Here is a 2,578-nt window from a genome sequence, read left to right on the forward strand (position 1 = left end):
AAAACATTCCTCTATTCGAATCCTTTCGTCGTGCTGTTGATTCTGCCTTCCTATGACCTGTTCGGACTATTATGAGAAATGCTATAACTAAAAAAACATAGCGGTTTTTCTATGATTTGAGTATAATTCTAACTTTACCTAAACAAAAAATTTAATGTTAATGTATCTTTCCTTACCATTTTTTATTACTGAGAATTATTTATTAATTACTGCGTTGATTCCACTTTTAAGTGCGTTAGCTATTTTTTTTACTGGTAAATGGCCCAGAGTGAACAATAGTATTACTGTCACTTCTTCTCTACTTCTATTTGCGTATACGTGTCTGTGCACTTTATATTGGGTGTATGGTGATCATTCTCAATTTATCCTCATGGATTTTGGTAATAATTTGCACATTAGTTTAAAGCTAGAGTCTACCGGAGTAATATTCAGTTTATTGATATCGTTTTTATGGATACTAACCAGTATATATGCAATATGTTATATGCAGAATAACTATGCTGATAGCAATCACTCAAGTTTTCTATGCTTTTTTTCAATATCGATTAGCTGTGCAATGTTTATTGCTTTTTCTGGAGATTTGCTCACTACATTTGTCTTTTATGAGCTTCTAACTATTAGTACATACCCTCTGGTTACTTACAACTCAACAAATGAATCAATGATTGCAGGACGCTATTACTTTGGCGTGCTATTTTTCTCTTCTTTGGTATTATTTTTTCCTGCAATAGGCCTTTTATATAATGAATTTCATACTTTAGACTTTGTAAGTGGTGGAATATTCAAATTTGATACTTCACTCATCACTTTTATTGCAGTGTGTTTTGCTATGCTAATTTACGGAATAGGAAAAGCTGCATTAATGCCAATGCATTTTTGGTTACCAAAAGCAATGGTTGCACCAACTCCTGTGAGTGCACTACTGCATGCTGTTGCTGTTGTGAAATCCGGAGTTTTCATCATCATAAAAGTTATATTATACACTTTTGGCGTCGATAACATGCAACGTTTTGTGCAGCAAAATTGGTTTGCTGGAGGGTGGCTTCCGTACGCTGCTGGATTTACTATTATTACTGCATTATTGATTGCACTAAAGCAAAAAGAATTAAAGAAATTGCTTGCTTACTCTACCATCTCTCAATTGTCATATATTATATTGTTCGCTTCAATTTTTAGTGAGCTCAGCATGAGGGTTGCAATTTTTCAATTAGTTTGCCACGCATTTGCAAAAATCACTTTGTTTTTCGTTGCCGGAGCAATAATAACGAGAGCAGGTGAGAAATATATAGATAAGATTTACGGTATAGGACGCAGTATGCCAATTAGCATGACAGCATTTGCTATAGGTGCATTGTCTATGATAGGGGTGCCGCCTGCTCCGACTTTTTGGGGTAAATTTCTCATTTTTCAAGCTGTTTTCAACTCTGGCAATGTAATACTTTCTGTGTTTGTAACTCTAGTGTTAATTGTTAGTACTATACTCAACGCTCTGTACTTTTTACCGATAATTTACAATGCCTTTTTCTTAAAACCTTCTCAGAATTACTTTATTAAAAAAACACCAATTCTTCTAGTTTTACCTCCAGTTATTACTGCTATGTGCACTTTGGTTATTTTTTTTAGCTACCAAGTAATATTTTAAAATCTGTATTTATAACCATTAACAATAAATTTAAATGGTATTATACCAGCCAGAGTTGCTTTTATATTCGACAAAGTGAAGCTAATCTCCACAGTATCCTCCTTATTTTGCTCGGTTGTAAAAACTACAGTAGCATTTCCAGCAAATGTAACTAAGTCCTTGGTCGATCGATCAATAGATAATGTTATTACATTTATGTTGGCGATTTTTCTTTTAGATAAAGACAAATTACCAGCTTCATTATTCGTTTTTTCCTGAAAGCCTTGATAGATTTTATGTATAGAATTGTTTCTTATAAAATTTTCTTGGTACTTCGGTTCAACGATCTTAATGGACTCGTATATTTCAATGTATTTACTTATTAAGTACCTCGCTGTGGAAGTGTATTCATCTTCCTTTTTACTGAAACTAAGCTTATGCATTGCAGAGAACTCATCTTCTGTGTGGTTCATATACTTCACAAAATTTAAATCTTTTTTAATAGGAAATAACAGGTATATGTTTAATGTTAATAAACATAAGCATACTAGGAGAAGCGATACTATTAATGCCATCCAAGATCTTTCTGCTACACAAAACAGATACCTATGGCAGTACCATTCGACTGCTTTACTGAAATAACTTTTGTTTTTTACTGATTCAAGCAATTTATCTCCCATAACACAATGCTACCAAATCCAATTATAATAACAACAAGATTAGATACTCTAAAAAACTTTAAAATATGTCTAAATTTTCCAAAATAGGATGAATGATTATATCATCTTGTTCCTCAATAAGGTAGAATTTGTCGATCTTGCTCACATCTATATTTATCATTTTTATACTGAAATTTTCAGGATTGTAAATATTATAGCATTTCTCATAATAGTCCGAACAGGTCATAGGAAGGCAGAATCAACAGCACGACGAAAGGATTCGAATAGAGGAATGTTT

General features: G+C 32.7%; 3 protein-coding genes. 2 read left to right on the top strand and 1 reads right to left on the bottom strand.

Going from position 1 to position 2,578, the window contains the following annotated elements; all coding sequences use genetic code 11:
• Positions 1-160 precede the first annotated feature (160 nt).
• Positions 161-1,642, top strand: coding sequence for a proton-conducting transporter transmembrane domain-containing protein (locus OZD66_RS05565; protein ID WP_182367102.1), 1,482 nt, complete (start codon positions 161-163; stop codon positions 1,640-1,642).
• Here OZD66_RS05565 and OZD66_RS05570 read toward each other — a convergent pair.
• On the bottom strand, positions 1,639-2,301 hold the full coding sequence (locus OZD66_RS05570; RefSeq protein WP_182367104.1) for a conjugal transfer protein TraJ: 663 nt from the start codon (positions 2,299-2,301) through the stop codon (positions 1,639-1,641). The genes OZD66_RS05565 and OZD66_RS05570 overlap by 4 nt on opposite strands.
• A gap of 88 nt (positions 2,302-2,389) precedes the next feature.
• Here OZD66_RS05570 and OZD66_RS05575 point away from each other — a divergent pair.
• On the top strand, positions 2,390-2,578 hold a 189-nt coding region (locus OZD66_RS05575; protein ID WP_275022464.1), incomplete at its 3' end, for a hypothetical protein.

Origin of the sequence: Wolbachia endosymbiont of Drosophila baimaii, from assembly GCF_028982185.1 — a bacterium.
Classification (GTDB): domain Bacteria; phylum Pseudomonadota; class Alphaproteobacteria; order Rickettsiales; family Anaplasmataceae; genus Wolbachia; species Wolbachia pipientis.